Raw genomic sequence first — 25160 nt, 5'->3', positions numbered from 1 at the left:
CTCAGGTCAGCAGGGACACGGCCCCGGAAAACGTCAGGAACGCCGCCGCCGTGGTCATCAGGATGATGCGGGCGATGCGCCCGTTGTCGGCGCCCAGGCGCTCGGCCAGCAGCGAGACATTGCTGGCGCTGGGCAGCGCCGCCACCAGCACCATCACCGTGAGCGCGAACGGATCGAGCGGCACGCCGATCTGGATCGCGCCCGTGCCCACCGCGAGCACCAGCAGCGGGTGCAGCAGCAGCTTCATCAGCGCCACGGGCACGTAGTCCGACAGCGGCATCGGGTGGTTGGACTGGATCTGCGAGCGCGCCAGCACCGCGCCGATGGTGAACAGCGCCACCGGCGAGGCCGCGTCGGCCAGCAGCCAGGCCGTCTTTTCCACCGGCCCGGGCAGGCTGAACCGCACGGCCGAGGCCACGGCGCCCAGGATGATGGCCCAGGGCATGGGATTGGCCACCACGCCGCGCAGGGCTTTTTTCGCAGCGTCCAGCATGGCGGCGGCGCCATGGCCCTCGCCCTCGTCGAGCCGCGAGAGCGCGATGCACAGCGAACTGGTGATCACCATGTCCACCACGATCAGCACGATCACCGGCCCCACGCTCTGCGGCCCCAGCAGCGCTGCCAGCAGCGGCACACCCATGAACCCGGTGTTGGGAAACGCCGCGACCAGCGCACCCAGCGACGCGTCGTTCCAGCGGATGCGGCGGTTCAGCGTCATGACGACGGCAAACCCCACCATCACCAGCGCACACAGCAGGTAGACGCCGGCCACCGACGCGTCCAGCAGCTGCGCGATCGGCGTGGTGGAGCCGAAGCGGTACAGCATGCAGGGCAGCGCGAAATACAGCACAAAGCCGTTGAGCCCGGGGATCGCCTCCAGCGGCAGCATGCGCCGGTGCGCCGCCACGAAGCCGCCCAGCACGAGCGCGAAAAAAGGGAAGGTGACGAGCAGGATGTTGAGCACGGTGGGCGATTGTCTCAGGCGGCTTCAAACCGACCGGGACCCAGGTACAAAGCGCTGAGCTTCCAGCGACAGGCCCCCAGTGGCCCGCACGGCGCAACCACCCCCACCCTGCCGGTATCATCCATGGCTTCGCCCGTCCCGCCCGCCTCCCGATCGCCCGCATGTCCCACGGCCTGAACCTTGCCCAACTCGACGCCGTGAACCACCTGGGTGGGCCTTGCCTGGTGCTGGCCGGCGCCGGTTCGGGCAAGACGCGGGTGATCACGCACAAGATCGGTCGGCTGATCCAGGCCGGGCTGGCGGCGGACCGCATCGCGGCCATCACCTTCACCAACAAGGCCGCGAGCGAAATGCGCGAGCGTGCTGGCCAGCTGGTGGGCCGCGACGCCAGGAAGGTGCTGATCTGCACTTTTCACGCGCTGGGCGTGCGCCTGCTGCGCGAAGACGGCACGGCGCTGGGCCTGAAGAAGCAGTTTTCCATCCTCGACACCGACGACATCACCAGCCTGCTCAAGGACTGCGGCGGCACCACCGACGCGGCCACGGCGCGTGGCTGGCAATGGACCATCAGCGCCTGGAAGAGCGCGGGCCTGAACTCGGCCCAGGCGCTGGCCGCCGCGAAGGACGAAGACGAGCGCGTCACCGCCACCATCATGGCGCGCTACGAAGAGCGCCTCACCGCCTACCAGAGCGTGGACTTCGACGACCTGATCAGCCTGCCGCTCAAGCTGCTGAGCGAACACGCCGACGTGCGCGAGCGCTGGCAGCAGAAGATGGGCCACGTGCTGGTGGACGAGTACCAGGACACCAACGCCACGCAGTACGAGCTCTTGAAACTGCTGGTGGGCGAGCGCGCGCGCTTCACCGCCGTGGGCGACGATGACCAGTCGATCTACGGCTGGCGCGGCGCCACGCTGGACAACCTCAAACGCCTGCCGCAGGACTTTCCCGAGCTCAAGGTCATCAAGCTGGAGCAGAACTACCGCTCCACCAGCGCCATCCTGCGCGCGGCCAACAACGTGATCGGGCCCAACCCCAAGCTGTTTCCCAAGACGCTGTGGAGCGATCTGGGCGAGGGCGAGCCGGTGCGCGTGGTCGATGCCGACAATGAGGAGCACGAGGCCGAACGCGCGGTGGCGCGCATCCAGAGCCTGCAGGCCAGCTCGCAGCACAAGGAGTGGCGCGACTTCGCCATCCTCTACCGCGCCAACCACATGGCGCGTTCGTTCGAGCAGTCGCTGCGCCGCGCCAACATTCCCTACAAGGTCTCGGGCGGCCAGAGCTTTTTCGACAAGGCCGAGATCCGCGATCTCTGTGCCTGGCTGCGCCTGCTGGTGAACAACAACGACGACCCGGCCTTCCTGCGCTCGGCCACCACGCCCAAGCGCGGCATCGGCCACACCACGCTGCAGGGGCTGGGCAACTTCGCCACGCAGTACAAGCTGAGCCTGTTCGAGGCGCTGTTCGCGAACTCGCTGGGCACCGCCCTGCCCGCGCGCGCCGTGGCCACGCTGCACGAGTTCGGCCGCGCGGTGAACGACCTCGAATACCGCGCCAGACACACGGTGGGCCACGAGGCGGCGCGCGCCTTCCTCACCGAGTGGTTGAAAGACATCGCCTACGAAAAGCACCTCTACGACAGCGAGGACAACGAGAAGGTCGCGGCCGCGCGCTGGACCAACGTGATGGACTTCTGCGACTGGGTGGCCGGGCGCTGTGGCGGCAAGATCGAAGACGACGCCGGCATCCAGACCGAAACCGAACGCAAAACGCTGCTGGAGGTGGTGCAGACCATCGCGCTGATCTCGACGCTCAGCGAGCGCGAGAAAGACCAGAACGTGGTGACGCTCTCCACCCTGCACGCCTCCAAAGGCCTGGAGTGGCCGCATGTGATGCTGGTCGGCGTGAACGAAGGCCTGCTGCCGTTCAAGATGGACGAAGAGCCCGGCCAGAGCGACGCGGCGGTCGAGAACATGGCACAGCGCCTGCAGGAAGAGCGCCGCCTGATGTACGTGGGCATCACGCGCGCGCAGCGCACCCTGGCCGTGAGCTGGCTCAAGCGCCGCAAGAAGGGCCGCGAGAGCATTCCCGGCCAGGCCAGCCGCTTCATCAAGGAAATGGCGCTGGACCAGAACACCGTCAAGGAAGACCCGCGCGAAAAGCTGCGCGCCCTGCGCGCCGAGTTCGCCCAGCGCGCCACCGAACAGGCCGCACAGAAAGCGGCCGAGACGCCATGAAGCAGCCACCGAAATCCCTTCGCGCCGGGCTCTGCCTGCTCGGCTTGGCCCTGGCCTGGGCAACGCCGACCGCCGCGCAGACCCCGCCCGCCCAGCCCGCCAGCGCGGCCACCACCTGCCCGAGCCTGGACGAGGACCCGGCCCGGCTCCATGGCCTGTGGCAGTTGGCCCTGTGGCTGCCCGATGGCAGCGAAGCGGCGCCGGTGTCCACCGGCGCCCTGCTGTTCGAACGCCACCCCGACTACCCGGGCAGCGTGCGCGGCAACCTCAAGCGCTCCACCGAGGGCCACGACGTGCTGGCGCTGGTGGCGGGCGACGTGAGCGAAGGCGTGTTCAACCTCGACGAATCGAGCGACGGCGTGCTCATGGACGCCGTCTGGACCGGCACCCCGCAAGACTGCGGACAGCTGATCCGCGGCACACGCCGGCCGGCCGAAGGCCGCGCGCCAGGCGTGCCCGTGCTGCAATTTTCATTGCACAAGACCCCCAGCACACGCTGATCTCCCGCCGGTGGGCGGGATGCGGGGCGGCGCCCACACGCCCCACGGAAAACGCTATGAGATCAATAGCCAGTTCCTATTGAGAACGGTCAACGGGTTGACCCCGGTCAAACAACACCCGGGTTTACCCCCATAGAGTGGGTCCGTCACAAGCGAACGTCTGCGGACAGACACACCGCCACCTCTGCCGTGACTCTTCTGACACTCTGCAAAGGAAATACCTTGAAAACCACGACATCACTCCCGTCGGCCATGTGCGCATGGGCCATCGCAGCGATCCTGGTCAGCAACTCCGCCATCGCGCAAAACACCGAACCGGTGTCCCCCGTTCCCGCCCCCAAGGCGGTGAATCCCGCCGCCGTGGAACTTGGCAAGAAGCTGTTTTTTGATCCGCGGCTGTCCAAGTCCGGCTTCATCTCGTGCAACTCGTGCCACAACCTGAGCCTGGGCGGCACCGACAACCTGAAGACCTCCATCGGCCACCACTGGCAGCAGGGCCCCATCAACTCGCCCACGGTGCTGAACTCGCGCCTGAACCTCGCGCAGTTCTGGGACGGCCGCGCCAAGGACCTGAAAGAACAGGCCGGCGGCCCGATCGCCAACCCGGGCGAAATGGCCTTCACGCACGAGCTCGCCATCGAGACGCTGAAATCCATCCCCGGCTACGTGGAAGAGTTCAAACAGGTCTTCAAGACCGATCGGCTCAGCATCGACGAAGTGACCACCGCCATCGCCGCGTTCGAGGAAACCCTGGTGACGCCGAACTCGCGCTTCGACCAGTGGCTCGACGGCGACAAGAAGGCGCTGACCAAGGACGAACTCGCCGGCTACCAGCTCTTCAAGGACAGCGGCTGCGTGGCCTGCCACAACGGCCCCAACCTGGGCGGCAACTCGTTCCAGAAAATGGGACTGGTGCAGGCCTACAAGACGGCCAGCACCGCCGAAGGCCGCAAGGGCGTGACCGGCAAGGACGCCGACCGCCTGAACTTCAAGGTCCCGACGCTGCGCAACGTGGAACTGACCTACCCCTACTTCCACGACGGTGAAGCCGCCACGCTGACCTCTGCTGTGGACCTGATGGGCCGCCTGCAGCTGGGCCGCGAGTTCAGCAGGGAAGAAAACGCCCGGATCGTGGCCTTCCTCAAGACCCTGACCGGCCAGCAGCCGCAGATCGCCCTGCCGATCATGCCGCCCTCGACCGACAAGACGCCCAAGCCCCGGCCGTTCAACTGAACGGCCGGGCACGCCTCCCCACCGGCCGAACGCGCGGCCACGCATCGGAGGGCGGCGGGGTGTGGGGACAAGGGCCCTGATGGCGGCGCCTGTTCACCTCGGGCGCGCGCTGTCACAATCGCGCTTCGTTGAGAGAAAGGCCCCACAACATGTTTCGCTCCCTGTTGAAATCGAAAATCCACCGGGTCGCGGTCACGCACTGCGAACTGCACTACGAAGGCTCATGCGCCATCGACGAAAACCTGCTGGAAGCGGCCAACATCGTCGAAAACGAACAGATCCACATCTGGAACATCAACAACGGTGAGCGCTTCACCACCTACGCGATCAAGGGCCAGCGCGGCACCGGCATGATTTCCGTGAACGGATCGGCCGCACGCCGCGCCGCCGTGGGCGACCTGATCATCATCGCCGCCTTCGCCCAGGTGCACGAAGACCAGGTGGCCACGCACAAGCCGCAGCTGGTGTTCGTGGACGAAGCCAACCGCCAGATGGAACTGCGCCACGCGGTACCGACCCAGCAACTCTGAGGGTACGCAAGCGCGCCCACCAGGGCCACGCAGGCGGCCCGCCGTCAGGGTCGGCCCGGGCAACAAAAAAGCCGCTGTTTTCACAGCGGCTTTTCCTTGTATTTGGTGGCCTGGGACGGAATCGAACCATCGACACGCGGATTTTCAATCCGCTGCTCTACCAACTGAGCTACCGGGCCAAAGAGAAGCGGAAGTATAGCAGCTTCGACGGCCGATTTTTCCGCTACGGGCCACTCAGAGCGCGCCGCGTTTGCTGCGGGCCAGGTCCACGCCGAGCTGCTTGAGCTTGCGGTAGAGGTGGGTGCGTTCCAGACCGGTCTTTTCGGCCACGCGGGTCATGGAGCCGGACTCCTTGGCCAGGTGGTATTCGAAATAGGCCTTCTCGAACTCGTCGCGCGACTCGCGCAGCGGGCCTTCAAGGTTGAACGAGCGCATGGACTGCGGGCCCATGTCCATTGCCACCGGTTCAGGCAGGCTACCGCCGGTCATGGCGACTTCCACCGTGAGATCGGCCACGGGCAGGCCGCCGTTCTTGATGGGCGCTGCCATCAGACTGGGCTTGGCCACGGCCTTGTTCAACCCCAGGTCCACCGCCTTGAGCAGTTTTTGCAGGGTGATGGGTTTTTCCAGGAAAGCGGTGGCGCCGATGCGCGTGGCTTCGACGGCGGTGTCGATGGTCGCGTGGCCACTCATCATGATCACCGGCATGGAGAGCAGCCCGGTGCTGGCCCATTCCTTGAGCAGGGTCACGCCGTCGGTGTCGGGCATCCAGATGTCGAGCAGCACCAGATCGGGCCGCAACATGGCGCGCACGGAACGTGCCTGGGCGGCGTTTTCGGCAAGTTCGACCGTGTGTCCCTCATCGTTGAGGATCTCCGAAAGCAGGTCCCGGATCCCCAGTTCATCGTCTACGACCAAAATAGTTGCCATGGCTTGCAGTGTGCCCCTCAGTACATGTTGTCAATTCGCAACTGCGAATGATAACGACACTTGCGCGCCCTCCACCTTGCCGTCGATCAACAGATTGGACAAGTCGACCCGGCCCCCGTGCTCGTCCATCATTTTCTTGACCACGGCCAGGCCCAGCCCGGTGCCCTTGACCTTGGTGGTCACGTAGGGTTCGAAGGCGCGCTTGAGGATGTGTTCGGCGAATCCGGGGCCGCGGTCCACCACGGACAGGCGCACCCAGTTGCCCTTGTCGGACAGGCGGGTGCGCAGCAGCACCTCGGCGCCGGGGTGGCCAGCCATGGCGTCCTGCGCGTTCTGCACCAGGTTGTGCAGCATCTGGCGCACCTGCTGGGGGTCGGCCAGCACCGGCGGACAGTCGGGAGACAGCTCGTGCCGCACCGGCACGGCGGCGTGGTCGTAGAGGCTCAGGATGTCGCGCACCAGCGCATTGAGGTCGGTTCGGGTGAGCTGGGCCGCGGGCAGGCGCGCGTAGTCGCGGAACTCGTTGACCAGGCGTTTCATGGCATCGACCTGGTCGACGATGGTGCGCACCGACTTGTTCAGGATCGCCTGCTCGGGCGGCTGCACCTTGCCTTCGAGTTTCATGGCCAGGCGCTCGGCCGACAGCTGGATCGGGGTGAGCGGGTTCTTGATCTCGTGCGCCAGGCGGCGCGCCACCTCGCCCCAGGCCTGCGAGCGCTGCGCCGACACCATTTCGGAGACATCGTCGAACACCAGCAGGCGCTCGTTGTTCGGCAGCAGGGCGCCGCGGGCGATGAGGGTGATGCCTTCGTCGAAAGGCGTGGCGCCGTCGGCCCGGAGTTCGAACGACTGCTGCCAGTAACCGCCTTCGTGCGGGGTCTGCTCGGACAGGAAGCGCTCGAACTGCTGCAGCACACCCGAGGCAAAGGGCTCCAGCCCGGGCACGTCGACCAGCGGGGTGCCCAGGTGCAGGGCCAAAGGCGTGTGCAGGATGCGCTCGGCGCCGGGGTTGACGCTGTGCACCCGCCCTTCTTCGTCCAGCACCACCACGCCCGCGGTGAGGTTGTCCAGGATGGTCTGCAGGTTGCCGCGCGCCGCGTCGACCTGCGCCATGCTGCGCTGCACGTCGGCGCGCGCGTCCGACAGGTCCTGCGTCATGCGGGCAAAGGTCCGGGTGAGTCCGGCGAGTTCGTCGCGCGCGGCCAGCGAGCGCTTGGGGGAGAGGTCACCCGCCGCCACTTCGCGCATGCCTTCGGCCAGCACCAGCAGCGGACGCACCAGCTGGTTGCCCAGCAGCACCGCCAGCAGCACCGCGCCGAACACCGCCAGGAACAGGGCCAGCGTGAGCGTGCCGATGTACATGCGGCGCAGGCCCTGGCGGGCCAGCGCCCGCTCCTGGTATTCCCGGTTGGCCTGTTGCACCGCCAGGGCATCGGTCACCAGAGCGGCCGCCAGCGGCACCACCACCTGCAGGTAGCGCGGCTCGGCATCGAAGCCAAACCCCGGTGAACTGACCAGGGCCAGCACCTTGATGCGGGCGCGCCCCGCGGCCAGCACGGCTTCGAGCTCGCCGTCGCCGCCCTCTTCCAGGCCTTCGATCTGCGCGGCCACACGCACCGTGCGCAGGTTGCGCAACTGCGCGAGGCTGGGGCGCTCGGGGTTGATGTCGAAGCGCGATTCCCCCGAACTGGCCAGCGCCTGGCCCGAAGCGCCCCACAGCACCAGGTCGCTGGCCCCGAGCTGCTCGCGCAGGCGCTCCAGCGCCAGCACGGACGAGGCGTTGGGGGTACGCGCCAGGCCTTCGGCGGCCATGCGGGTCTTGCTGCTGAGATCGGCGGTCAGCGTGTCGAGCGCGGTGCGCCCCAGGTTCAGGCCCGCGTTGAGCGCGGACTCCACGCGCACGTCGAACCAGCTTTCGATGGAGCGCGAGACGAACTGGTAGGACACGGTGTAGATCAGCAGCCCGGGCAACACCCCCACCAGCCCGATGATGCCGGCGAGCTTGACCAGCAGCCTGCTGCCGAACTTGCCGCGCTTGAACCGCATCGCCAGCCGCACGGCCAGCCACAGGATGATCAGCAGCAGCACGGCGGCCACGGCCGCGTTGATCCCCACCAGCCAGGCGAAGTTCTGTTCGTACAGCGCCCGGTTGCGGGTGGCCAGCGTGAGCAGGAACAGCAGCACCATGCCCACCCCGGCCATGAACACCAGCGCCGCGGCGAACGCCCAGCGCGCCGGGGCGGTGCGTTTCTTGTGTGGATGGGTGTCGCTGGGGCTCACGGTGCGATGCGCTCCACGGTCAGCGCTGGGGCTCGGTCACGTCGGCTTCGTCTTTGTCAGGCAGCGGTTCGGCGGGTTTTTCGGCTTCGACGTGTTCCGGCACGCGGAGTTCGCGCTGCAGCTCCACCGTCCAGTCGGGCTGGTTCACCATGCCGATCTGGAACGGGCGCGGCAGCAGCGACAGGTCCAGCCGGAACGCCAGTTCGACGCGGTGGGCGCTGTCGGCCTGGGGGCCGTCGGCGATGCGCCAGCGCGAGATCCGCCCCACACCGGCCAGCGCATCGGCCAGGGTGGCGTAGTTCTGGTGCAAGGCGTACTGCAGCCCCGCCCCGCCGCTGTCGGCACCCGCGTCGTTGGACAGGCTCAGACGCCAGCGCCGCGTGAGCGGCTGGTAGGCCAGGCGCAGCGTGCGCACCGCGCTGGACACGCGCTTGTCGGTCCAGTACCAGCGCTTGCGGTACACGTCGGCCTGCCAGACGAAATACAGCGGCACCGATTTCTGCAGGGCGTCTTCGACCGCGTGCGCCGGCGACAGCCCCAGCCGGGCCGACAGAAACAGGCCGTCGGCGGTGCGCTGCAGGGCCAGCTGCAGCGTCTCGGGTTCGCGGGCATGGGCCGACCAGGGCAGCAACAAGGCCATCCAGGACGCGCAGATGAGCGCTCGCAGCCAGTGCCACACAGGGAGGGTCGGAAATGAGGTGTTCAGCGCGGGTTCAAGGCCGGGCCTTGTCGATGCGGGCGTAAAAGAATCCGTCGTATCCACCCGGAGCATTGTCGTTGAACTCCCCATCGGCAATGACCGTTCCCGGCAGCAAATGACCCGGTGACGCCTGCAGGACGGCGTCGGTGTGGCGCCCAAGGAACGCCTGGACCTGATCGGCCCCTTCGGCACGAAACACCGAGCAGGTGCAATACAGCAATCGCCCGCCCGGCTTGAGCAGCGGCCACAAGGCGTCGAGCAGCTGGCGCTGGATGGCCACCAGTGTGTCCACGTCGGCCGCACGGCGCAACCAGCGCACGTCGGGGTGGCGCCGCACGATGCCCGAGGCGGTGCACGGGGCGTCGAGCAGGATGGCGTCAAACGGCTGGCCATCCCACCAGGCGGCGGGCTGGCCGGCGTCGGCGCACTGCACCTCGGCGCTCAGGCCCAGGCGGTGCAGGTTGTCGTGAATGCGCACGCAGCGGCGCGCGTCCACGTCCAGCGCCAGCAGGTTCAGCTCGGCGCGCTCCAGCAGGTGGGCGGTCTTGCCGCCGGGGGCGGCGCAGGCGTCGAGCACGCGGTCGGCCGCGGTCCACCCGCGCCCGGCGAGCAGCAAGCCCGCGGCCATCTGCGCCGCGCCGTCCTGCACCGAACAATGGCCCTGGCTGAAACCGGGCAGGCGCTCGACGGGCTGCGGCGCATCCAGCACCAGGCCGTCCTCACCGATGGCGCGGGCGCTCAGGCCCATGGCTTGCAGCGCCTGCAGGCAATCGGCCCGGCGGGTGCGGCGGCGGTTGACGCGCAAGACCATCGGGCCGGGCTGGTTGTTGGCCGCCAGGATGGCCTGCCACTGCCCGGGGTGGTCGCGCTGCAGCTGCTCGATCCACCAGGCGGGGTGGTTCCAGCGCGCCACCGGCTGGCCGGCCACGTCGCCCAACAGGGCATCCCTCTCCCGCAGAAAGCGCCGCAGGCAGGCGTTGATGAAAGCCGCCTGGCGGTGGGTGTTGCGGTCCTGCCGGGCAGCGTCCACCGCCTGGTTCACCACGGTGTGGGGAGCGTATTGCAGGCCCGTCCGTTGGGGCACCCCTTCGGCATCGTCGGGCTCTTCGGGCAGGAGCAGGGCCACGGCGCTGTGGAGCAGGGCCTGCACCGCGGCGTCGGGTTTGCGCTGCACCAGCCGGGCCACCAGCGCACGCGCGCTGCCCAGATGGCGCAACACATGGAAAGTGAGCGCCTGCACTCCAGGGCGCAGAGCCGCGTTGACCTGCGGCAGCACGTCGCTGAGCGAACGCCCCTGCTCCACCGCGAGCACGCAGAGCGCGGTCTGGTGCAGTTGCGTGGCCAGGCTGGGCGCGAGCCGGGGCGCGCTGCCCTGGTCAGAGGTTGTGGACGGGGAGTTGGGGGTTGGGTGGCTCACATGGGCATCCATGTTGGGGTGTGCGGAGTGTGGGGCCAATGGCCTTCCACCCACCGTCACGGGGTCAAATCAGGGTCCACCCCGGGTCGTCGCCGGGGTTGCTGGCAGGAGGGGGTGGCGCCTCGCTGGCCGGCGGGGGCTCATCGTCGCGGGTCAGCGGCAGCGGGCCCATGGCCCGGCCGTAGATGTGGTGGATGCGCTGCTCCAGCGTGGGGTGCGAATCGAGCCAGTGGGCCACGGCGCCGGATTCGTTGGCCACCAGCAGCATGTGCTGCACCATGGAGCCCACGCGCCGCGACACCACGCCTTCGCGCTGCTGGCTCATGATCTTGCGCAGCACGCCACCCAGGCCGTCGCGGCTGCGGGTCCACTGCACGGCGCGGGCATCGGCCAGGTATTCGCGCTGGCGCGACACCGCGGCCTGCAGCGCATGGCCGGCGAGCCAGCCCAGCCAGCCCGCGGCCATGATGGCCAGACCGATCAGGGCCAGGGCCATGCGGCGGTCTTTTTCGTCCGGCTCCACCAGTTGCCGCCCCATGCGGTACAGCATTTCCAGCCCGAACACCATGCCGATGAGCCGCATGTTGAGCCGGGTATCGCCTTCGCCGATGTGGCTGAACTCGTGCGCCACCAGGCCCTGAAGCTCCTCGCGCGTGAGGTGTTCCAGCGCACCGCGGGTGACGGCCACGACGGCGTCGTCCTCGTCCCAGCCGGCGGCAAAGGCGTTGATGCCCTGATCGCGCGCGACCACCATCGCCAGCGGACGCTTCATGCCCGACGAGATCGACATCTCGTCGACGATGTTGGAGAAGCGCTGCTCGTCAAAATCGCCCGAGGGCTGGGCCGGGCGCGCGCCCATCTGTTCGGCCAGCCGCTGCCCGCCACCGCTGGCCAGGCGCGAGGTTTCCACCCACCAGCCCCCCAGCACGAACAGCAGCACCACTGCGGTGTTGACCGCGAAATAGTGGCGCGGGTAGCTCATGTCGCCGGGTACCCAGAAACCCCAGGTCAGGCCCCAGGCCAGCGCCAGCGCGGCGTTGATCGCCAGCACCAGCAGCAGCACGGTGAGCACGAAGGCGAGCAGCAGCTTGCGGGTCTCACCGCGCGCGTCGCGCTGAAATTCAAAGAACCGCACGGCGGCGCCCGGCGCAGAAGGGCCTCAAAAAGCGACCTTCACCGCCTGGCGCTCGACGTCGCTGGTGGTGGACTCCAGCATGGACTGGGGCTGGAAGTTGAACAACCGCGCCACGATCAGGGTGGGGAACTGCGCGGCCGCGTCGTTGAACTCCAGCACGTTGTCGTTGTACGCCTGGCGCGCGAAACCGATCCGGTTCTCGGTGCTGGACAACTCCTCGCTGAGCTCGCGCATGGTCTGGTCGGCCTTGAGATCGGGGTAGGCCTCGACCACGGCGAACAGGCGCCCGAGGGCCCCACCCAGCACCTGCTCGGCACCACTCAGCGCACCGAGCGCACCGGCATTGAGCGGGCTGCCCGCGGCCGTCTGCTCGGCGGCCTTGGCCTGGTTGCGGGCCGCGACCACGGCCTCCAGCGTCTGCGCCTCGTGGGCCAGGTACTTGCGCGCGACCTCCACCAGGTTGGGGATCAGGTCGTAGCGGCGCTTGAGCTGCACATCGATCTGGCCAAAGGCGTTGGCGATCGCGTTTTTCAGGCGCACCAACCGGTTGTAGGCCCCCACGGCCCAGAAGAACACCAGCAGGCCCAAGACCAGCAACACCCACAGCGTGGCAGACATGTTCTCAACTCCTTGTATCGGACATCCAGTACCCACCGGACCGGGCAGCCCTGCACCGGCACCTGCCCGCAGAGGGCGCCCGCAATATACCCCAGCCCTTTGCGCAAGCCCCCTGGCCGAAGACAGGCGCCCAGAAAAAAGCCCCCGGTCGGATGACCGGGGGCTTTTTAGGAGCGGCCGGCGGGCCGGCCCTGGGCGGGTTGCGCCCTATTCGGCGGATTCGCTCGGGCTGGACGTGTCGGCCTGATCGGCCGCCAGCGACAGCGCATCGGCTTCGGCGATGGCGCGACGCTCTTCGTCGTCCATCTTTTCCTTGACCTTGCGCGCCTCGTGGTAGGCCATGCCGGTACCGGCCGGGATCAAACGACCCACGATCACGTTTTCCTTCAGACCACGCAGCTCGTCGCGCTTGCCCATGATGGCCGCTTCGGTGAGCACGCGGGTGGTTTCCTGGAAGGAAGCCGCCGAGATGAACGAGTCGGTGGACAACGAGGCCTTGGTGATACCCAGCAGCACGTTGCTGTAGACCGCGGGCAGCTTGCCCTCGGCGCGCAGCGCGTCGTTGGTGTTGAGGATCTCGGAACGCTCGACCTGCTCACCGGCGATGTAGTTCGAATCGCCCACGCTCTCGACGACCACGCGGCGCAGCATCTGGCGCACGATCACTTCAATGTGCTTGTCGTTGATCTTCACGCCCTGCAGGCGGTACACGTCCTGCACCTCGTCCACGATGTAGCGCGACAGCTCTTCGATGCCCAGCAGGCGCAGGATGTCCTGCGGATCGGCCGGGCCGTCCACCACGCTCTCGCCCTTGTTGACCACCTGGCCTTCGTGCACCAGGATGTTCTTTTCCTTGGGGATGAGCTCGTCCCAGATCTTGCCTTCCGGATCGGTGATCTGCAGGCGGACCTTGCCCTTGGTTTCCTTGCCGAACGACACCGTACCGGTCATCTCGGCCAGCATGCCCTTGTCCTTCGGGCTGCGGGCTTCGAACAGCTCGGCCACCCGCGGCAGACCGCCGGTGATGTCGCGCGTCTTCTGGCCTTCGACCGGGATGCGGGCCAGCACGTGGCCGGGGCCGACGTCCTGACCGTCGCGCACTTCCAGCAGCGCGCCGATCTGGAAGCCCACCGTCACCGAGTGGTCGGTGCCCGGGATCTTCACTTCGTTGCCCTGGGCGTCGAGCAGCTTGACCAGGGGGCGCACCACCTTGGTCGAACCGCGGTGCTTCGGATCGATCACCACCAGCGAGGACAGGCCGGTCACGTCGTTGACCTGCTTGGCCACCGTCAGACCTTCTTCCACGTTCTCGAACTTCACCTGACCGGCGAATTCCGTGATGATGGGTCGGGTCAGCGGGTCCCAGTTGGCGAGGATGGCACCGGCCTTGATCTGCTGGTCGGCCTTGACCGCCAGGATCGCGCCGTACGGCACCTTGTGGCGCTCACGCTCGCGACCGATTTCGTCGTGGATGATGATCTCGCCGGAACGCGCGATCACCACCAGCTCGCCCTTGGTGTTGGTCACGTAACGCATGGTCGCGTTGAAACCAATGGAACCGCTGGACTTGGCTTCCACGCTGGAGGCCACGGCCGCACGCGACGCCGCACCACCGATGTGGAAGGTGCGCATGGTCAGCTGCGTGCCGGGTTCACCGATGGACTGGGCGGCGATCACACCGACGGCTTCGCCGATGTTCACCAGGCCGCCACGGCCCAGGTCGCGGCCATAGCACTTGGCGCAGATGCCGAAGCGGGTTTCGCAGGTCAGTGCGGTGCGCACCTTCACCTCGTCCACGCCAGCGGCTTCCAGATCGTCGAGCATGTCCTCGTCCAGCAGGGTGCCGGCCGGCAGCAGAACCGCGCGGGTCTCGGGGTGGATCACTTCCTCGGCCGTGGTGCGGCCCAGGATGCGGTCGCGCAGCGACTCGATCACCTCACCGCCCTCGACGATGGCGCGCATCAGCGTGCCATTGGTCGTGCCGCAGTCCTGGCTGTTGACCACCAGATCCTGCGTCACGTCCACCAGACGGCGGGTCAGGTAACCCGAGTTGGCGGTCTTCAGCGCCGTGTCGGCCAGACCCTTACGGGCGCCGTGCGTGGAGATGAAGTACTGCAACACGTTCAGACCTTCACGGAAGTTCGCCGTGATGGGGGTCTCGATGATGGAGCCGTCCGGCTTGGCCATCAGGCCGCGCATGCCGGCGAGCTGGCGGATCTGGGCCGCGCTACCGCGGGCACCGGAGTCGGCCATCATGTAGATGGAGTTGAACGACTCCTGGTCGACTTCCTTGCCGTGGCGGTCGGTGGTCTTCTGCTTGGCCAGCTGGGCCATCATGACCTTGGAGATCTCGTCACCGGCCTTGCCCCAGATGTCCACCACCTTGTTGTAGCGCTCGCCCGCGGTCACCAGACCGGAGGCGTACTGCTGGGCGATTTCCTTCACTTCCTTCTCGGCGCGGTCGATGATGGCCGGCTTTTCCTTGGGCACCAGCATGTCGTCCACCGCGATCGAGATACCGGCGCGGGTGGCCAGACGGAAGCCGTTCTGCAGCAGCTTGTCGGCGAACACGACCGTCTCCTTCAGCCCGCACTTGCGGAACGAGCTGTTGATCAGGCGCGAGATTTCCTTCTTCTTGAGCGCCTTGTTCAGCACCTCAAAAGGCAGGCCCTTGGGCAGGATTTCCGACAGCAGCGCACGGCCCACGGTCGTGTCCACCAGCGAGGTGCTGGGCACGAATTCGCCGGTTTCCTTGTTCTTGGCCCACTCGGTCAGGCGCACGCTGATCTTGGCGGTGATTTCCACCACGCCGTTGTCCAGGGCGCGCTGCAGCTCCAGCAGGTCGGCAAAGATCATGCCTTCGCCCTTGCCGTTGATGCGCTCGCGGGTCGCGTAGTACAGACCCAGCACCACGTCCTGCGAGGGCACGATGGAGGGTTCGCCGTTGGCCGGGAACAGGATGTTGTTCGAGGCCAGCATCAGGGTGCGGGCTTCGAGCTGGGCTTCCACCGACAGCGGCACGTGCACGGCCATCTGGTCACCGTCGAAGTCGGCGTTGAAGGCCGCGCAGACGAGGGGGTGCAGCTGGATCGCCTTGCCTTCGATCAGGATGGGCTCAAAAGCCTGGATGCCCAGGCGGTGCAGCGTCGGTGCGCGGTTCAGCATCACCGGGTGCTCTTTGATCACCTCTTCCAGGATGTCCCACACCACCGGCGTGCCGGCTTCGACTTCCTTCTTCGCGGCCTTGATGGTGGTCGCGATGCCCATGGCTTCCAGGCGCGAGAAGATGAAAGGCTTGAACAGCTCCAGGGCCATCAGCTTGGGCAGGCCGCACTGGTGCAGCTTGAGCGTCGGGCCGACCACGATGACCGAACGGCCCGAGTAGTCAACGCGCTTGCCCAGCAGGTTCTGGCGGAAGCGGCCGCTCTTGCCCTTGATCATGTCGGCCAGCGACTTCAGGGCGCGCTTGTTGGCGCCCGTCATGGCCTTGCCACGGCGGCCGTTGTCCAGCAGCGAGTCCACGGCTTCCTGCAGCATGCGCTTTTCGTTGCGCGCGATGATTTCAGGGGCCTTCAATTCCAGCAGACGGCGCAGACGGCTGTTGCGGTTGATGACGCGGCGGTACAGGTCGTTCAGGTCGGAGGTCGCGAAGCGGCCGCCGTCCAGGGGCACCAGCGGACGCAGGTCCGGCGGCAGCACGGGCAGCACGTCCAGCACCATCCACTCGGGCTTGATGCCCGACTTCTTGAAGGCTTCCAGCACCTTGAGGCGCTTGGCGTTCTTCTTGATCTTGAGCTCGGAGCCGGTCAAGTCGTTGCGCAGCTTCTCGATCTCGATGTCGAGGTCGATGGCCTGCAGCAGTTCCTTGATGCCCTCGGCGCCCATCTTGGCGATGAACTCGTCGCCGTACTCCTTACGCTTGGCGTCGTAGTCGTCCTCCGACATGATCGCGAACTTCTTTAGCGGGGTCATGCCCGGATCGACGATCACATAGGCTTCGAAGTACAGCACGCGCTCGATGTCGCGCAGCGTCATGTCCAGGATCAGGCCCAGACGCGACGGCAGCGACTTCAGGAACCAGATGTGGGCGCAGGGCGCGGCCAGGTCGATGTGGCCCATGCGCTCGCGGCGCACCTTGGTCTGCGTGACTTCAACGCCGCACTTCTCGCAGATCACGCCGCGGTGCTTGAGGCGCTTGTACTTGCCGCACAGGCATTCGTAGTCCTTGATCGGACCGAAGATCTTGGCGCAGAACAGGCCGTCGCGTTCCGGCTTGAAGGTGCGGTAGTTGATGGTCTCGGGCTTCTTGACTTCGCCGAAAGACCACGAGCGGATTTTTTCCGGCGAGGCCAGGCCGATGCGGATCGCATCGAAGTGCTCGTCGGGCGTGAACTGCTTGAACAGGTCGAGTAATGATTTCATGGGTTCAATCCTTGTCTTGCCGGCGAATTAGGAGCGTTCCAACTCGATGTCGATACCGAGCGAGCGAATTTCCTTGACCAGCACGTTGAACGACTCGGGCATGCCCGCGTCGATCGAGTGCTCGCCCTTGACGATGCTTTCGTACACCTTGGTGCGGCCCTGCACGTCGTCGGACTTGACGGTGAGCATTTCCTGCAGGATGTAGGAAGCGCCGTAGGCTTCCAGCGCCCACACTTCCATCTCGCCGAAACGCTGTCCACCGAACTGCGCCTTGCCGCCCAGCGGTTGCTGCGTGACCAGGGAGTACGGACCGGTCGAACGGGCGTGCATCTTGTCGTCCACCAGGTGGTGCAGCTTCAGGTAGTGCATGTAGCCCACGGTGGTCTTGCGCTCGAAAGCGTCACCGGTGCGACCGTCGTACAGCTGCGCCTGGGTGCGGGTTTCGGTCAGGCCCTTGGCCTTCGCGATGTCGTCCGGATACGCCAGCTTGAGCATGTCCATGATTTCCTGCTCGGAAGCGCCGTCGAACACCGGGGATGCGAACGGCACACCGCGGGTCAGCTCTTCGGCCATGGCGCGCAGCTCGTCGTCGTTGAGCTTGGACAGGTCTTCCTTGCGGCCCGTGCCGTTGTAGATCTGTTCCAGGAAAGCACGCACTTCGGACATGGCGGCCTCGCGCTGCAGCATGTCGCCGATGCGCTGGCCCAGGCCCTTACCGGCCCAGCCCAGGTGGACTTCCAGCACCTGACCGATGTTCATGCGCGAAGGCACGCCCAGTGGGTTCAGCACGATGTCCACCGGCGTACCGTCGGCCAGGTGGGGCATGTCTTCCACCGGGGTGATCTTGGAGACCACACCCTTGTTGCCGTGGCGGCCGGCCATCTTGTCACCGGGCTGCAGGCGGCGCTTGACGGCCAGGTAGACCTTGACCATCTTGAGCACGCCCGCGGGCAGCTCGTCGCCCTGCGTGAGCTTCTTGCGCTTCTCTTCGAACGCCAGGTCAAAGCTGTGGCGCGTCTGCTCCATGGAGTTCTTGATCGACTCCAGCTGGGCCGCCACGTCGTCTTCCGCCGGACGGATGTCGAACCAGTGGTACTTCTCGACTTCGTCCAGGTAGGCCTTGTCGATCTTGGTGCCCTTGGCCAGCTTCTTCGGGCCGCCATTGGCGACACGGCCGGTCAGCAGCTTCTCGATACGGTCGAAGGCGTCGGCTTCCACGATGCGCAGCTGGTCGTTCAGGTCCAGGCGGAAACGCTTGAGTTCGTCGTCGATGATCTGCTGGGCGCGCTTGTCGCGCGTGATGCCTTCGCGGGTGAAAACCTGCACGTCGATCACGGTGCCTTGCGAGCCCTGGTCCACGCGCAGCGAGGTGTCTTTCACATCGCTGGCCTTCTCGCCGAAGATCGCGCGCAGCAGTTTTTCTTCCGGCGTCAGCGTGGTCTCGCCCTTGGGCGTGACCTTGCCGACCAGCACGTCACCGGGCAGCACTTCGGCGCCCACGTAGATGATGCCGGAGTCGTCCAGGCGGTTGAGCTGCTGCTCGGCCAGGTTGGGGATGTCGCGGGTGATTTCTTCCGCGCCCAGCTTGGTGTCGCGCGCCATGACCACGAGTTCCTCGATGTGGATCGAGGTGTAGCGGTCTTCGGCGACCACGCGCTCGGAGATCAGGATCGAGTCTTCGAAGTTGTAGCCGTTCCAGGGCATGAAGGCGATCAGCATGTTCTGGCCGATCGAGATCTCACCCAGGTCGGTCGACGCGCCGTCGGCGATCACGTCGCCCTTGCCCAGCTTGTCGCCCTTCTTGACGATCGGACGCTGGTGGATGTTGGTGTTCTGGTTGGAACGCTGGTACTTGATCAGGTTGTAGATGTCCACACCGACTTCACCGGCCACGGCCTCGGCGTCGTTCACGCGGATCACGATGCGGGTCGCGTCCACGTAATCGACCACGCCACCGCGATTGGCGGTCACCACGGTGCCGGAGTCGATCGCGGCCACGCGCTCGATGCCGGTGCCGACCATCGGCTTTTCGGGGCGCAGCACGGGCACGGCCTGGCGCGACATGTTGGCGCCCATCAACGCGCGGTTCGCGTCGTCGTGCTCCAGGAAGGGCACCAGCGAAGCGGCCACCGAGACGATCTGGGCGGGCGACACGTCCATGTACTGGATGGTGTCGGCCGGGGTCAGGATCGATTCGCCTTTTTCACGGGCGGAGATCAGGTCACCGGTCAGCTTGCCGTCCTTGTCCAGTGCGGCGTTGGCCTGGGCGATGACGTACTTGCCTTCTTCGATGGCCGACAGATAGTCGATCTGGTTCGTCACCTTGCCGTCCACCACACGGCGGTACGGGGTTTCGATGAAACCGTACTCGTTCAGGCGGGCGTACAGGGCCAGCGAGTTGATCAGGCCGATGTTCGGGCCTTCAGGCGTTTCAATGGGGCAGACGCGGCCGTAATGCGTGACGTGCACGTCGCGCACCTCGAAGCCAGCGCGCTCGCGGGTCAGACCGCCCGGGCCCAGGGCCGACACGCGGCGCTTGTGGGTGATCTCGGCCAGCGGGTTGGTCTGGTCCATGAACTGCGACAGCTGGGACGCGCCGAAGAACTCCTTGAGGGCCGCGGAAATCGGCTTGGAGTTGATCAGGTCGTGCGGCATCAGCGGCTCTTGCTCGGCCTGGCCCAGACGCTCCTTCACGGCTTTCTCGATACGCGCCAGACCGGTGCGGTACTGGTTCTCGGCCAGTTCGCCCACGCAACGCACGCGGCGGTTGCCCAGGTGGTCGATGTCATCAACTTCGCCACGGCCATTGCGCAGGTCCACCAGAATCTTGACCACGGCCAGGATGTCTTCGTTGGACAGCACCATGGCGCCGGTGGATTCGTCGCGGCCCACGCGGGCGTTGAACTTCATGCGGCCCACGCGCGAGAGGTCGTAGGTGTCCGGGTTGTAGAACAGGCGGTGGAACAGGGCCTGCACCGCGTCTTCGGTCGGCGGCTCGCCGGGGCGCATCATGCGGTAGATGGCGACACGGGCGGCGAACTCGTCGGCCGTTTCGTCGCTGCGCAGGGTCTGCGAAATGTAGGCGCCCTGGTCGAGTTCGTTGGTATAGAGGCACTGCAGGTCCTGCACGCCGGCGCTGCGCAGTTTCTTCAGCAGGGCTTCCGTCAGCTCGTCGTTGGCCTTGGCGATGATCTCGCCGGTGTCGGCGTCCACGATGTTGCGCGCGACCACGCGACCGATCATGAAGTCTTCGGGCACGCTGATGTGCGTGGTGCCCGACTGCTCCATCTCGCGGGTGTGGCGCACCGTGATGCGCTTGTCCTTGGCCACCACGACCTTGCCGCTCTTGTCGGTGATGTCGAAACGGGCCACTTCACCACGCAGGCGCTCGGGCACGAAGGCCATTTGCGCGCCGCTGTCCATCAGGCGGAAGTGGTCGTTGACGAAGAAGTTGGCCAGGATGGTTTCCGGCGTCAGGCCGATGGCCTTGAGCAGGATGGTGACCGGCATCTTGCGGCGGCGGTCGACGCGGAAGAACAACACGTCCTTCGGATCGAATTCGAAGTCGAGCCAGGAGCCGCGGTAGGGAATGATGCGGGCCGAGAACAGCAGCTTGCCCGAACTGTGGGTCTTGCCCTTGTCGTGTTCGAAGAACACGCCCGGCGAGCGGTGCAGCTGCGACACGATCACGCGCTCGGTGCCGTTGATGATGAAGGAACCCTTGTCGGTCATCAGGGGCACTTCACCCATGTAGACCTCTTGTTCCTTCACTTCCTTGATGACCTTGGACTGGTTGGTCGAAGACTCGCGGTCGTAAATGATGAGCTGCACGCGGGCGCGCACGGCCGATGCGAAGGTCAGACCACGGGTCTGGCACTCACGCACGTCGAACGCCGGGCGAGCCAGGTTGTACTCGACGAACTTCATCTCGACAAAGCCGTTGTGCGAGACGATGGGGAAGGCGGCCTCGAACGCGGCCTGGAGGCCTTCGTTGGTGCGCTTTTTCGGCGCGGAGTCGGCCTGCAGGAAGGCGGTGTATGCATCCTTCTGCATCTGCAGCAGGTAAGGAATCGCGAGCACGTTCTCGCGGGTACCAAAACTCTTGCGGATGCGTTTGCGTTCGGTGTATGAATAGTTCGATGCTGAGGCCATGAGATCTCCGGACTTGAGGTCTGCGGCGACTGTCTGCCTACCAGGGAGAACTCCTGGTGGCTTGCTTGGTGGCTGGCCTCTACCAACCATTGGCGGACGGCCTGCGCATTGCACACAGGCCCGAACCAAGTCGTTTTCTGCAGTCGGGGTCAGAAAACACTGATAAGCAAACTCGACAGAATTTACTTATCAGTGTTCATTTAAAACACGGCGCCCATGGAACAAGCACAGGCGGCCCTGAAAGCACCAAAGGCTGGAGGCCCTTTCGAGCACTCCAGCCCCTGACCAGAACCGAATTACTTGAGCTCGGCCTTGGCGCCGGCTTCCACCAGCTTCTTCACAGCGGCTTCGGCGTCGGCCTTGGCAATCGCTTCCTTCACGTTCTTCGGAGCGCCATCGACCAGGTCCTTGGCTTCCTTCAGACCCAGACCGGTGATTTCGCGCACGGCCTTGATGACGGAGACCTTGTTCGCGCCGGCTTCGAGCAGCACGACGTTGAATTCGGTCTTCTCTTCAGCGGCGGCGGCGCCAGCGCCAGCACCACCAGCGGCAGGAGCGGCCATGGCGGCAGCGCTCACACCAAACTTCTCTTCGATGGCTTTCACCAGGTCGTTGAGTTCCATGACCGTCATGCTGTCCAGCGCGGTCAAAAATGCGTCTTTATCGAATGCCATTTTGATTTCCTAACAATTGGTTAAACGAATCTGCCACGCCTTCAGGCGGCGGCAGCTTCCTCTGCCGGGGCTTGTGCCGCCGGGGCAGCGCCTTCGCCTTTTTTCGCCGCCAGCGCGCCCAGCACAACGGCCGTACGCGACATGGGGGACATCAGCAAGCCACACAACTGGGCCAGCAGCACTTCCTTCGAAGGAATGCTGGCGAGCTGCTTCACGCCCTCGACGTCCAGGACTTTGCCACCGTAGACACCTGCACGAATCACCAGCTTGTCGTTGGTTTTCGCGAATTCGGCCACCACTTTCGCGGCGGCCACGGCGTCTTCGGAGAAGCCATAGATCAGCGGACCGGTCATCTGGTCAGCGGCCACTTCGAAACTGCTACCAGCCACCGCACGGCGGGCCAGGGTGTTTTTCAACACGCTCAGGCTCACACCGTTGCTGCGGGCTGTGACGCGCAGTTTGTCCATGTTCGCGACCGTGATGCCACGGTATTCCGCCATCACGAGCGTTTGAGCTTTAGCGGCGAGGCTGGTCACTTCGGAAATGACCGCTTCTTTCTCACTGCGATTCAGACTCAAGGTCTACTCCTTAAATGTGCCTTCGGTCATCGGACCTCTGGCACGCCTCATTGCAGCGACCAACTGTTTAGGGAACAAGTTCCATCTGCAGCGGGATCGCCATCTGCGTTGGCTTTTCACAATTAAGTCGGGCCATTCCCTCACGGGTTCGGACCAACACCAACGGTCTTGGATGGCCCCACACAGCGGCATCGCTGCCGCCCTGCGGGCCCACCACACCCGGGCCACCGCAGTGGCCCGAATTCTTTTCGCGATCAGGCCGCGATGGATTGCATGTCGACGCGAACGCCCACACCCATGGTCGAGGACACCGCCACCTTGCGCAGGTACACACCCTTGCTGGTGGCGGGCTTGGCCTTGGTCAACGCGTCCAGCAACGCCACCAGGTTGCCCTGGAGCTTGTCGGCGTCGAACGAACGGCGGCCGATGGTGCCGTGCACGATGCCGGCCTTGTCCACGCGGAACTGCACCTGACCGGCCTTCGCGTTGCGCACAGCCTGGGCAACGTCGGGCGTCACGGTGCCGACCTTCGGGTTGGGCATCAGGCCGCGCGGGCCCAGGATCTGACCCAGGGTACCGACCACGCGCATCGCATCGGGCGAAGCGATGACCACGTCGAAGTTCATGTTGCCGGCCTTGATGTCGGCGGCCAGATCGTCCATGCCGACGATGTCGGCACCCGCGGCCTTGGCTTCCTCGGCCTTGGCGCCCTGGGCGAACACGGCCACGCGCTTGGTCTTGCCGGTGCCGTTGGGCATCACGACGGCGCCACGCACCACCTGGTCCGACTTCTTGGCATCCACGCCGAGCTGGATCGCCACGTCAATGGATTCATCGAACTTGGCGTTGGCGCATTCCTTGATGATGGCCAGGGCATCGGTCAGTGGGTACAGCTTGTTGCTGTCCACTTTGCCTTCGAAAGCCTTCTGTTTTTTGGTCAGTTTGGCCATGTCACACGCCCTCCACAATCACGCCCATCGAGCGGGCCGAACCGGCGATGGTGCGCACGGCGGCGTCCACATCGGCAGCGGTCATGTCTTTCATTTTGACCTTGGCGATTTCTTCCAGCTGAGCGCGGGTGATCTTGCCAACCTTGTTCTTGTTGGGCACCGAAGAGCCCTTGTCCAGCTTGATGGCCTTCTTGATCAGGGTCGTCGCGGGCGGCGTCTTGATGATGAAGGTGAAGCTCTTGTCCGCGAATGCCGTGATCACCACGGGCAGCGGCAGACCGGGCTCGACGCCCTGGGTCTGGGCGTTGAACGCCTTGCAGAACTCCATGATGTTCAGGCCGCGCTGACCCAGCGCCGGACCGATCGGGGGAGAGGGGTTGGCCTTACCAGCTGGCACTTGCAGCTTGATGAAGCCGACGATTTTTTTCGCCATTTTTTAGCTCCTGCGAGTGCAGACGGCTGCCATCAAGACAGCCTCCTCGCGTTGGGGGACCCGGGAGAATCAAATGGCACAGGCGTCGGGCCGACCCGCCTGTGCCACGAAAAAACTCAGGTCTTCTCGACCTGGCTGAATTCGAGCTCGACCGGCGTGGCACGACCGAAAATGGTCACGGACACGCGCATCTTGTTCTTCTCGTAGTTGACTTCTTCGACCGTGCCGTTGAAGTCGGTGAACGGGCCTTCCTTGACACGCACGTATTCGCCCACGACGAACTCCACCTTATGACGCGGCTTGTCAGTGCCTTCCTGCATCTGGTTGACGATCTTCTGGACGTCTTCTTCGGAGATCGGCGCCGGACGGTTCTTGGCACCGCCCACGAAACCGGTGACCTTGTTGGTGTGCTTCACCAGGTGCCAGGTTTCATCGTCCATCACCATTTCCACCAGCACATAGCCGGGGAAGAACTTGCGTTCGGTGGTGCGCTTCTGACCGTTCTTGACTTCCACCACCTCTTCGGTGGGCACCAGAATGCGACCAAACTTGCTCTGCATGCCTTCGCGGTTGATGCGCTCGACGATGTTGCGCTCGGCAGCCTTCTCCATGCCGGAATAGGCGTGCACCACGTACCAACGCATCCCTTCGGCGGGCACGCCATCGGTCACGGGGCTTTGATGATCGGTCATTATTTTCTCCAGCCCAGGATCAGGTCGTAAAACAGCCACTCAACGGTCTTGTCGGTCAGCCAGAGGAACAGCGCCATCACGAACACGAACGCAAACACATAGGCCGTCATCTGGATCGCCTCCTTGCGGGCCGGCCAGACCACTTTCTTGGTTTCGCGCCAGGCGTCCCGCCCGAACGCCACCAACTGCCTGCCGGACTCGGATACCCCAAACACCACCACGGCCGCCGCCACGCCCACGATCAGCGCCACCCACTGAACCAGCGCACCCCGACCCGAAAGCAGGTAAAACGCCACAAAGGCACCCAACAGCAACGCGGCCGCCGCCGCCAGCTTGGCCTTGTCGGCACTGGTGTTGACGGTTTGAACTTCGGAAGTGGCCATGAGGATCCAGACGATTCAGTACAAAACTCGCATCTAAAGCCCAAAAAAGGCAAGAGGCTTGAGACACGCAAGCCCACCAGAGGTCTTGACGACTTCGGCGGGCTTGTAAAACCACAAAACAGTTCGGAATCAGATTCCGGCGTTGCCCTGTTCGGTGGCAGGGGCAGTAGGAATCGAACCTACAACCTTCGGTTTTGGAGACCGACGCTCTGCCAATTGAGCTATACCCCTACTGGCTTGTGCCCCCAGGAGGGCGATTACTCGATGATCTTGGCGACGACGCCGGCGCCGACGGTGCGACCGCCTTCACGGATGGCGAAGCGCAGACCTTC

At 65.4% G+C, this 25160-nt stretch carries 20 protein-coding genes and 2 tRNA genes; 4 read left to right on the top strand and 18 right to left on the bottom strand.

Going from position 1 to position 25160, the window contains the following annotated elements:
- Position 1: 1 nt before the first annotated feature.
- A complete protein-coding gene (locus AC07YZ_RS24065; RefSeq protein WP_226490160.1) occupies positions 2 to 964 on the bottom strand; it encodes an AEC family transporter in 963 nt (320 codons plus the stop codon).
- Between the two features lie 161 nt (positions 965 to 1125).
- Here AC07YZ_RS24065 and AC07YZ_RS24060 point away from each other — a divergent pair, with 161 nt between their 5' ends.
- The 4 genes from AC07YZ_RS24060 (at position 1126) to panD (ending at position 5464) form a co-directional block, all read left to right on the top strand.
- Complete coding sequence (locus AC07YZ_RS24060) at positions 1126 to 3201, top strand: ATP-dependent helicase (protein ID WP_226490161.1); 2076 nt, start codon at positions 1126 to 1128, stop codon at positions 3199 to 3201.
- The gene (locus tag AC07YZ_RS24055; RefSeq protein ID WP_494796619.1) at positions 3198 to 3701 is read left to right on the top strand and encodes a hypothetical protein; all 504 of its coding nucleotides are present in this window, start codon (positions 3198 to 3200) and stop codon (positions 3699 to 3701) included. Before AC07YZ_RS24060 ends, AC07YZ_RS24055 begins: the two co-directional genes overlap by 4 nt.
- 252 nt (positions 3702 to 3953) lie before the next feature.
- Positions 3954 to 4934 carry a cytochrome-c peroxidase gene (locus AC07YZ_RS24050; RefSeq protein ID WP_494796657.1) on the top strand — a complete coding sequence of 327 codons (981 nt, stop codon included), beginning with the start codon at positions 3954 to 3956 and terminating at the stop codon, positions 4932 to 4934.
- Positions 4935 to 5083: 149 nt separating this feature from the next.
- On the top strand, positions 5084 to 5464 hold the full coding sequence (panD, locus tag AC07YZ_RS24045; RefSeq protein ID WP_226490163.1) for an aspartate 1-decarboxylase: 381 nt from the start codon (positions 5084 to 5086) through the stop codon (positions 5462 to 5464).
- 103 nt (positions 5465 to 5567) lie between these two features.
- On the opposite strand, the gene AC07YZ_RS24040 is transcribed toward panD, so the two are convergent.
- From AC07YZ_RS24040 to AC07YZ_RS23960, 17 genes are all read right to left on the bottom strand, one after another.
- Positions 5568 to 5643 (bottom strand) — tRNA-Phe (locus AC07YZ_RS24040).
- A 55-nt stretch (positions 5644 to 5698) separates the two neighbouring features.
- Positions 5699 to 6394, bottom strand: coding sequence for a response regulator (locus AC07YZ_RS24035; RefSeq protein WP_226490164.1), 696 nt, complete (start codon positions 6392 to 6394; stop codon positions 5699 to 5701).
- A gap of 30 nt (positions 6395 to 6424) precedes the next feature.
- Positions 6425 to 8674, bottom strand: a complete 2250-nt coding sequence (locus AC07YZ_RS24030) for a sensor histidine kinase (protein WP_494796618.1) — start codon at positions 8672 to 8674, stop codon at positions 6425 to 6427.
- Positions 8675 to 8693: 19 nt separating this feature from the next.
- On the bottom strand, positions 8694 to 9314 hold the full coding sequence (locus AC07YZ_RS24025) for a DUF4390 domain-containing protein (protein WP_226490166.1): 621 nt from the start codon (positions 9312 to 9314) through the stop codon (positions 8694 to 8696).
- Between the two features lie 73 nt (positions 9315 to 9387).
- Positions 9388 to 10803: a 16S rRNA (cytosine(967)-C(5))-methyltransferase RsmB gene (rsmB, locus tag AC07YZ_RS24020; protein ID WP_494796617.1), complete on the bottom strand. Its 1416-nt coding sequence runs from the start codon at positions 10801 to 10803 to the stop codon at positions 9388 to 9390.
- A gap of 52 nt (positions 10804 to 10855) precedes the next feature.
- A complete protein-coding gene (locus tag AC07YZ_RS24015; RefSeq protein ID WP_494796616.1) occupies positions 10856 to 11926 on the bottom strand; it encodes a M48 family metalloprotease in 1071 nt (356 codons plus the stop codon).
- A 24-nt stretch (positions 11927 to 11950) separates the two neighbouring features.
- A complete protein-coding gene (locus AC07YZ_RS24010; protein ID WP_494796615.1) occupies positions 11951 to 12544 on the bottom strand; it encodes a LemA family protein in 594 nt (197 codons plus the stop codon).
- Between the two features lie 207 nt (positions 12545 to 12751).
- Positions 12752 to 16966, bottom strand: a complete 4215-nt coding sequence (gene rpoC / locus AC07YZ_RS24005) for a DNA-directed RNA polymerase subunit beta' (RefSeq protein ID WP_068176142.1) — start codon at positions 16964 to 16966, stop codon at positions 12752 to 12754.
- A 27-nt stretch (positions 16967 to 16993) separates the two neighbouring features.
- A complete protein-coding gene (rpoB, locus tag AC07YZ_RS24000; RefSeq protein ID WP_226490170.1) occupies positions 16994 to 21118 on the bottom strand; it encodes a DNA-directed RNA polymerase subunit beta in 4125 nt (1374 codons plus the stop codon).
- A gap of 296 nt (positions 21119 to 21414) precedes the next feature.
- Positions 21415 to 21792 carry a 50S ribosomal protein L7/L12 gene (gene rplL / locus AC07YZ_RS23995; RefSeq protein ID WP_226490171.1) on the bottom strand — a complete coding sequence of 126 codons (378 nt, stop codon included), beginning with the start codon at positions 21790 to 21792 and terminating at the stop codon, positions 21415 to 21417.
- A 41-nt stretch (positions 21793 to 21833) separates the two neighbouring features.
- On the bottom strand, positions 21834 to 22370 hold the full coding sequence (gene rplJ / locus AC07YZ_RS23990) for a 50S ribosomal protein L10 (protein WP_494796614.1): 537 nt from the start codon (positions 22368 to 22370) through the stop codon (positions 21834 to 21836).
- Between the two features lie 254 nt (positions 22371 to 22624).
- Entirely contained in the window at positions 22625 to 23320 is a 696-nt protein-coding gene (gene rplA, locus AC07YZ_RS23985) for a 50S ribosomal protein L1 (protein ID WP_226490173.1), read from the bottom strand.
- A 1-nt stretch (position 23321) separates the two neighbouring features.
- Complete coding sequence (rplK, locus tag AC07YZ_RS23980) at positions 23322 to 23753, bottom strand: 50S ribosomal protein L11 (RefSeq protein ID WP_226490174.1); 432 nt, start codon at positions 23751 to 23753, stop codon at positions 23322 to 23324.
- Between the two features lie 116 nt (positions 23754 to 23869).
- The gene (gene nusG / locus AC07YZ_RS23975; protein ID WP_226490175.1) at positions 23870 to 24445 is read right to left on the bottom strand and encodes a transcription termination/antitermination protein NusG; all 576 of its coding nucleotides are present in this window, start codon (positions 24443 to 24445) and stop codon (positions 23870 to 23872) included.
- A complete protein-coding gene (gene secE / locus AC07YZ_RS23970) occupies positions 24445 to 24828 on the bottom strand; it encodes a preprotein translocase subunit SecE (RefSeq protein WP_226490176.1) in 384 nt (127 codons plus the stop codon). The genes nusG and secE overlap by 1 nt, the downstream gene beginning before the upstream one ends.
- Positions 24829 to 24983: 155 nt before the next feature.
- Positions 24984 to 25059: transfer RNA gene (locus AC07YZ_RS23965), tRNA-Trp, on the bottom strand.
- A gap of 26 nt (positions 25060 to 25085) precedes the next feature.
- The coding region (locus tag AC07YZ_RS23960) for an EF-Tu C-terminal domain-related protein (protein ID WP_201785588.1) at positions 25086 to 25160 on the bottom strand (75 nt) is incomplete at its 5' end.

The organism is Hydrogenophaga sp. GW101-3F08 (genome assembly GCF_059424585.1).
The sequence above is the reverse complement of the archived record's forward strand: the minus strand, read 5'-3'. Positions and strand labels throughout refer to the sequence as shown.